Source organism: Teichococcus wenyumeiae (assembly GCF_003696345.1).
Taxonomy (GTDB): domain Bacteria; phylum Pseudomonadota; class Alphaproteobacteria; order Acetobacterales; family Acetobacteraceae; genus Pseudoroseomonas; species Pseudoroseomonas wenyumeiae.
Map to the genome: position 1 here is coordinate 235880 of NZ_RFLX01000006.1, position 7330 is coordinate 243209.

Here is a 7330-nt window from a genome sequence, read left to right on the forward strand (position 1 = left end):
ATGACCCTGATCGGATGGGCGCAGATCGCGCTCGTGCTCGCTGCCGTCATCGCGGCGGCAATCCCGCTCGGCCGCTACACCGCCGCCGTGGCTGAGGGCCGCGTGCGCTGGCTGCGACCGGTCGAGGCGCTGTTCTACCGCGCCGGCGGCATCGACCCCACGGCCGAGCAAAGCTGGCGCGCCTATGCCGTCGCCATGGTGGCGGTGAATGCGGCGGGCTTTCTGCTGCTCTACGCCATCCTGCGGCTGCAGAACATCCTGCCGCTGAACCCGCGCGGGCTGGACGGGCTCTCGCCCTGGCTGGCCTTCAACACCGCCGTTTCCTTTGTCGCCAACACCAACTGGCAGGCCTACTCGGGCGAAGTGGCGATGTCCTACGTCTCCCAGATGGCTGGCCTGGCGGTGCAGAACTTCCTCTCCGCCTCCACCGGCATCGCGCTGGCGCTGGCGGTCTCCCGCGCCTTCGCGCGCGGTGGCCTGGGCAGCCTGGGCAACTTCTGGGCGGACTTCACGCGCGTCACCCTTTACGTGCTGCTGCCGCTGGCGGTGGTGATGGGCCTCGCCTTCGTGGCGCTCGGCATTCCGCAGACCTTCGCGGATTACGTGACCGCCACCACGCTGGAAGGCGGCGAGCAGCTCATCCCGCTCGGCCCCGCAGCCTTCCAGGTCGCCATCAAGCATCTCGGCACCAATGGCGGCGGCTTCTTCGGCGTGAACTCGCTGCATCCCTTCGAGGGGCCCGGCGCGCTGGTCACGGCGCTGCAGATCTGGGGGCAGCAGGTCATTCCCTTCGCCCTCTGCATCACCTTCGGCCGGATGGTCGGCGATGCGCGGCAGGGCCGCACCCTGCTGCTGGTGATGCTGGGCTTCGTGGTCGTGGCCACGGCCGCCATCTATGCCGCCGAGGCCGCCGGCAACCCCATCATGGCCGCGCTGGGCGTTGATCCGGCGCAGGGCAACATGGAAGGCAAGGACATCCGCTTCGGCCTGGCCCTGGCCGCGCTCTTCACCGCCACCACCACCGGCGCCTCCTGCGGCGCGGTGAATGCCATGTTCAGCAGCTTCACGCCGCTGGGAGGCATGGTGCCCCTGTTCCTGATGCAGCTTGGCGAGGTGCTGCCGGGCGGCGTCGGCTCCGGCCTCTATGGCATCCTCGTCTTCGCGCTGCTGGCCGTCTTCATCGCCGGGCTGATGGTGGGCCGCACGCCGGAATACCTGGGCAAGAAGGTGCAGGCGCGCGAGATCAAGCTGGCGATGCTGGCCGTGCTGGTGCTTCCCGCCACCATCCTCGGCTTCACCGCCGTCTCCATGGTGCTGCCGATGGCCACCGCATCGCTGGCCCATGCCGGGCCGCATGGCCTGAGCGAGATGCTCTACGCCTATACCTCCGCCGCCGGCAACAACGGCTCGGCCTTCGGGGGCCTGACGGCGGACACGCCCTGGCTGAATACCACCCTCGGCATCGCCATGCTGCTGGGCCGCTTCGCCTATGTGGTGCCGGTCATGGCCATCGCCGGCAGCCTGGCCGGCAAGGTGAAGACGCCCGAGGGCAGCGGCACCCTGCCCACGCATGGGCCGCTCTTCGCCGGGCTGCTGGCCGGCATCATCCTGATCCTCGGCGGGCTGCAGTTCCTGCCGTCGCTCGCCCTTGGTCCCCTGGCGGAGCACTTCGTGATGCTCGCCGGCAAGACCTTCTGAGGTCCCCTTCCATGGACATGACAACACCCACGGTCCCCATCACCCGGCCTGGCCCGGGCGGCTTGGGCCTCGACCGTTCGCTGCTGGGCCGCGCCGCGGTGGACGCGCTGCTGAAACTCAATCCGGCGAAGCTGATCCGCAACCCGGTCATCTTTGTCACCGAGGTCATCTCGCTCCTGGTGACGGTGCTGGCCGCCGCCGCCGCCTCCCGCGGGGAGCCCTGGGGCTTCCAGGCCGCCATCGCCGCCTGGCTGTGGTTCACCGTGATCTTCGCCACCTTCGCCGAGGCGGTGGCCGAGGGCCGTGGCCGCGCGCGGGCGGAAAGCCTGCGCCGCGCCCGCACGGAAGCACGCGCCAAGCTGCTCATCCGCGCTGACGACCGCAGCCTGTGGCAGCCACGCGCGGCCACCGAGCTGCGCATCGGCGACCTCGTGCTGGTGGAGGCGGGCGATCTCGTCCCCTCCGACGGCGAGGTGGTGGAAGGCATCGCCTCGGTGAACGAGGCGGCCGTGACGGGCGAGAGCGCGCCGGTGATCCGCGAAAGTGGCGGAGACCGTTCCGCCGTGACGGGCGGCACCACCGTGGTCTCCGACTGGATCGTGGTCCGCATCGCCGCAGCGCCGGGCTCCACTTTTCTCGACCGCATGATCTCGCTGGTGGAAGGCGCCTCGCGGCAGAAGACGCCGAACGAGATCGCGCTCGATATCCTGCTGGCCGGCATGACGATCATCTTCCTGATCGCGGTGGTGACGCTGGTGGGCCTCGCCTCCTGGAACGGGCAGCCGCCTTCCGTGCCGGTGCTGGCGGCGCTGCTGATCACGCTGATCCCGACCACCATTGGTGGGTTGCTCTCCGCCATCGGCATCGCCGGCATGGACCGGCTGGTGCGCTTCAACGTGATGGCCACTTCCGGCCGCGCGGTGGAAGCGGCGGGCGACGTGGACGTGCTGCTGCTGGACAAGACCGGCACCATCACTCTCGGCAACCGCCAGGCCGCTGGCTTCTTCCCGGCGCCGGGCGTCGAGATCGGCACGCTGGCCCAGGCCGCGCTGCTGGCCTCGCTGGCCGATGAAACGCCGGAGGGCCGCTCGATCGTGGCCTTCGCCCGGGAGCGGCACAACCTGCCCTTGCCAGGCCTTCCGGCGGGCAGCCAGGTGGTGCCCTTCACCGCCCAGACACGCATCTCCGGCCTCGATACACCGGAAGGGAATTATCGCAAGGGCGCCGTGGACTCGCTGCTCCGCGCCCTTGAGACGCAAGCGCCCGCTGCCGTCCACCAGGAAGTCGAGCGCATTGGCCGCAGCGGCGGCACGCCACTGGCGGTCGCGCAGAATGGCCGCCTGCTCGGGCTGATCGAGTTGAAGGACATCGTCAAGCCCGGCATCCGCGAGCGTTTCGCCGCGCTGCGCCGCATGGGCATCCGCACGGTGATGGTGACGGGCGACAACCGCCTGACCGCCGCCGCCATTGCGACCGAGGCGGGCGTGGATGATTTCATCGCGGAAGCCACCCCGCAGGATAAGCTCGGCTATATCCGGGCCGCCCAGGCGGAAGGCCGCCTCGTCGCCATGGCGGGCGACGGTACCAACGACGCGCCGGCGCTGGCGCAGGCCGATGTCGGCGTCGCCATGCAGACCGGCACCCAGGCCGCGCGCGAGGCCGGCAACATGGTCGATCTCGACAGCGACCCGACCAAGCTGATCGAGGTGGTGGAGATCGGCAAGCAGTTGCTGATCACGCGTGGCGCGCTGACCACCTTCTCCATCGCCAATGACGTGGCCAAGTACTTCGCGATCCTGCCCGCCATCTTCGTGGCTTCCTATCCCGAACTTGGCGCGCTGAACGTGATGCACCTGGCCAGCCCGGAAAGCGCCATCCTTTCCGCGGTGATCTTCAATGCGCTGATCATCGTGGCGCTGGTGCCGCTGGCGCTCCGCGGCGTGCGCTACACGCCCAAGGGTGCCGCCGCGCTGCTGCGGCGCAACCTGCTGATCTACGGGCTGGGCGGCATCGTCGCGCCCTTCATCGGCATCAAGATCATCGACCTCATCCTCCAGTTCCTGGGCATTGCCTGACCATGACCGGTATTCTTCGCCCCGCCGCTTCCACGGTGCTGCTGTTCACCGCACTGCTCGGCCTGGCCGCACCCGCCGCCATGACCGGCATCGCCGGCGTTGTGTTTCCAGATCAGGCCGGCGGCAGCCTGATCGAGCGCGAAGGCAAGGTGATCGGCTCTGCGCTGATCGGCCAGGCCTTCACGCAGCCACGCTACTTCCAGCCGCGCCCCTCGGCCGCCGGGAATGGCTACGATGCCAGTGCGAGTGCCGCGTCCCAGCAGGGGCCGACCAGCGCTAAGCTGGCGGATGCCGTGCGCGAGCGCGTGGCTGCCGCCGGACCGCAACCGGTGCCGGCTGATGCCGTCACCGCCTCCGGCTCCGGCCTCGACCCGCATATCAGCCCCGAGAATGCGGCGCGGCAGGTGCCACGTATCGCCGCCGCGCGCGGCATCCCCGAAGCGCGCGTGCGGACCCTGCTTCAGCAACATACCGAGGGCCGCGAGCTCGGCCTGCTGGGCGAGCCGCGTGTCAACGTGCTGCTCCTCAACCTGGCGCTCGACACGCCGCGCTGAAGGGCAGGGGGCCGCAGCAGTGGCCCCTTTTCCGGATTTTTCTTCTTGATATCGGACTCATTCATGAACCGCATTGCTTCCGCGGCGGGCCTCGCCGCGGCCGCCTTCCTCATCGCCCCCGCCGCCTCCGCACAGATGCGGGTGGAGGCGCTCGACCTTACCCTGACGGCGATGCCAGCGGTCTCCAGCGACTACCTGTTCCGCGGCATCAGCCAGACCCGTAACCGCCCGGCCATCCAAGGCACCTTCGAAGCCCTGCATGACAGTGGGTTTTATGCCGGCGCCTTTATCAGCAATGTCGCCTTCGCCGGTACCGATGCGCGGCAGGAGCTGGACCTGCTGGCCGGCTACCGGTTTGAGGCGATCGGCATCGCCTGGGACATTGGAGCCATCTACTACAGCTATCCCGGCTACAGCCGGCCCTCCAGCGGCTACAACATCGACTACATCGAGGGCGCGCTGAAGGCGAGCAAGGCCATCGGCACGGTCACCCTGGTCGGAGGCGCCTATGCCTCGCCCAATTTCTTCGGTCAGTCCGGCACGAGCCTCTATCTTGAGGGCGGGGCCGACGTCACCTTGCCACTGGGATTCACGGCCTCCGGCCGCTTCGGGTATCAGTGGATCGAGCATGAGCCGCGATTCGGCACACCGGACTATGCCACCTGGTCGGCCAGCATCTCGCGGGAAGTGGTCGCGGGGGTCACGCTGGGCGTCGGCTACTACGGCACCGACATCTCTCAAGATCGCTGCTCCGGTAGGCAGAAAGTCTGCGACGACCGGGTGATGGTCACCCTGAGCCGCAAGTTCTGAGATCTTGATCCTGCCGCGGCTCCCGAGCTGCGGCAGAACAGGATTGCGAAGGAATGCGCTTGTCTCCTTCAGCCAACGCGTCACTGCGCGTGCTGGGGCGCTTCGCGCTCCGGCTCGGCTGCATCACCATTCTGTCGATCATCTATTATGGCCCACAGGGTGGGACGTGGCGGCCCTTCTCCCATCTGGCGTTTCTCACCGCAATCTGTTGCGTCTTCGCGGCAGCGGTCACGCGTGAGCCTAGGTTTGCTGGCAGACTGACGAACCGGGACGAGGCCGCCGCCTACGCCATCATCGGCCTGGTGGCGCGCGCAGCGTCGCTGGGATGAGGCAGCATTGATTGGCTTTTTATAAATTCCCTCTGGAATCACTATCGCTTCTTTATGCGGCAGGCGAGCAGAACACAGGCGTGGAGGTACCCATGCTTATTTTTGCTGACATGAATCAGGCTGGCAAAGCCGATGTCGTTGACGAACACAGTTGGCCGGATACGACGGTGACCTTGCTGAGCCGGCCTGCCCGTCTCCATCACATCATGCGCCACTCATCCGAAGACGATGGTGGCCTGCTGGACGAGGTCGGCGCCTCGGCCGAAGACCGCGTGCTGATCGTCGGCGGCACCACGGCCGATCTGCTCTGCGCCTCGGTGCGCCGTGGCTGCCGCTCCGCCATCGGCGTCGCGAAGGCACCCGCGCATCCTGAGGCGGCCGAGGTGGTGGTCGCCCCGCGCGTCTGCTCTCTGGAGCAGGCTGAGGAGATCGCCTTCTGCGCCCGCAAGGCCCTGCTGCACGGCAGCCATGAGGGACGGCTCGCCATGCGACTTCCGGGTGCCGGGGAGGCCCGGCTGGGCGGTTTGGTCGCCCGCCTGAAGGCGCTGGGCTATGTCCGGGTGCGCCTGCGGCACGCCAGGGGCGATGCCCTGGTGGTCACTGGCCGCTTCGCCGCCCTCCTTCCTTCGGTTTGAGGTCGTTATTGTGTTAATGCGTCATCAATCAGTGACCCTGCGCGGCTCAATCCCGGCACTTGTCACGCCGTTCCGCGCCGGCGACGGCGACCTGGATGAAACTGCCTTGGGGCGCTTGGCGGAGCGTGCTGTCAACCACGGCGCGTCGGGCGTCGTGGTTTGCGGCAGCACGGGCGAGGCTGCGGCGATGACAGCCGATGAACAGGCCCGGGCGATCCGTGCAGTCGGTGAGGCCGTTGGCAACAGGGTGCCGGTGATCGCGGGCATCGGCGCGGCGTGTACCCAGGCAGCCATGGCCATGGCGGCGGCTGCCGAGAGGTGCGGCGCCTCGGCGCTGCTCTGCGCTGCGCCCCCCTATGTCAAGCCGTCGCAGGAAGGCATGCGCGCGCATCTGCGGGCGATTGGCAGCGCCACCGGCGTTCCAATCATCCTCTACGATGTTCCGTCGCGCGTCGGTGTGCGGTTCGACGATGAGACCATCGCGAGGCTGTTCGAGGATGGCGTCATCGTCGCCCTCAAGGACGCTACTGCCGACCTTGCCCGCCCGGCCAGCCTCCGCCGCCTCTGCGGTACCGAGCTGCAACAGCTCTCAGGAGATGACGCGACGGCCCTTGCGCACCTTGCCATGGGCGGTATCGGGTGCATCTCGGTCACGGCCAATGTCGTGCCGGCGCTCTGTGCCGCCATGCAAAATGCTTGGTCTGAACAGGACTTCGGACAGGCGGCGCAGTTGCGGGACTGGCTGGTCCCCTTACACCAAGCCTTGTTTATGGAAGTTAATCCGGTGCCGGTGAAAGGCGCGATGGGATTGCTCGGGTTGTGCGACTGGAAACCGCGTCTGCCGCTGGTGAGGGCCAGCGACACGGTGCTGGCGGCGCTTGAGCGCATCCTCCGGGGGTTGATGCTGGTGGAGCATTCCCTCGGCCGATCCATGGCGCACCGCAAGCATGACGTGAAAGGGCGCAGTGTTGAAGATCCCGAAGGCGCCCGATCTGTCTTGGTTCATGGATCGTCAGTTGCGGAAATGGGCGACGTGCTTTTCCGTTAAGAGTCCCGCAGAACGGCCCGACAACGGATCCTGGTTCCAATTGCGGGACCAACTGTCGTTCAGGGCCCAGCCTGCATCAGGCGGTTCTAGGCTCAGGGCCTATTAATGAGCCTCTTGCGCTTTGATCTTGCTGTGATTCCATGGCGTCGGAGGTGCTGCCATGGCTGACCTGTTTTGGCTC

General features: G+C 67.6%; 7 protein-coding genes. All 7 read left to right on the top strand.

Translation table 11 applies throughout. The annotated features are described in order from the left end of the window. On the top strand, positions 1-1698 hold the full coding sequence (gene kdpA / locus EBE87_RS11065) for a potassium-transporting ATPase subunit KdpA (protein ID WP_120639024.1): 1698 nt from the start codon (positions 1-3) through the stop codon (positions 1696-1698). A gap of 11 nt (positions 1699-1709) precedes the next feature. After that, complete coding sequence (gene kdpB, locus EBE87_RS11070) at positions 1710-3773, top strand: potassium-transporting ATPase subunit KdpB (RefSeq protein WP_456316282.1); 2064 nt, start codon at positions 1710-1712, stop codon at positions 3771-3773. A 2-nt stretch (positions 3774-3775) separates the two neighbouring features. Next, a complete protein-coding gene (kdpC, locus tag EBE87_RS11075) occupies positions 3776-4327 on the top strand; it encodes a potassium-transporting ATPase subunit KdpC (protein WP_120639023.1) in 552 nt (183 codons plus the stop codon). 63 nt (positions 4328-4390) lie between these two features. Next, positions 4391-5137 carry a TorF family putative porin gene (locus EBE87_RS11080; protein WP_120639022.1) on the top strand — a complete coding sequence of 249 codons (747 nt, stop codon included), beginning with the start codon at positions 4391-4393 and terminating at the stop codon, positions 5135-5137. A gap of 53 nt (positions 5138-5190) precedes the next feature. Then, positions 5191-5466, top strand: coding sequence for a hypothetical protein (locus tag EBE87_RS11085; RefSeq protein WP_120639021.1), 276 nt, complete (start codon positions 5191-5193; stop codon positions 5464-5466). Between the two features lie 206 nt (positions 5467-5672). Next, on the top strand, positions 5673-6101 hold the full coding sequence (locus tag EBE87_RS11090; RefSeq protein ID WP_147426098.1) for a hypothetical protein: 429 nt from the start codon (positions 5673-5675) through the stop codon (positions 6099-6101). Between the two features lie 31 nt (positions 6102-6132). Further along, positions 6133-7149, top strand: a complete 1017-nt coding sequence (dapA, locus tag EBE87_RS11095; protein WP_233553279.1) for a 4-hydroxy-tetrahydrodipicolinate synthase — start codon at positions 6133-6135, stop codon at positions 7147-7149. The last annotated feature ends 181 nt before the right edge of the window (positions 7150-7330 follow it).

Coding starts and splice junctions, on each gene's coding strand:
- kdpA (WP_120639024.1), top strand. CDS start 1: ATGACCCTGATCGGATGGGCGCAGATCGCGCTCGTGCTCGCTGCCGTC.
- kdpB (WP_456316282.1), top strand. CDS start 1,710: ATGGACATGACAACACCCACGGTCCCCATCACCCGGCCTGGCCCGGGC.
- kdpC (WP_120639023.1), top strand. CDS start 3,776: ATGACCGGTATTCTTCGCCCCGCCGCTTCCACGGTGCTGCTGTTCACC.
- EBE87_RS11080 (WP_120639022.1), top strand. CDS start 4,391: ATGAACCGCATTGCTTCCGCGGCGGGCCTCGCCGCGGCCGCCTTCCTC.
- EBE87_RS11085 (WP_120639021.1), top strand. CDS start 5,191: ATGCGCTTGTCTCCTTCAGCCAACGCGTCACTGCGCGTGCTGGGGCGC.
- EBE87_RS11090 (WP_147426098.1), top strand. CDS start 5,673: ATGCGCCACTCATCCGAAGACGATGGTGGCCTGCTGGACGAGGTCGGC.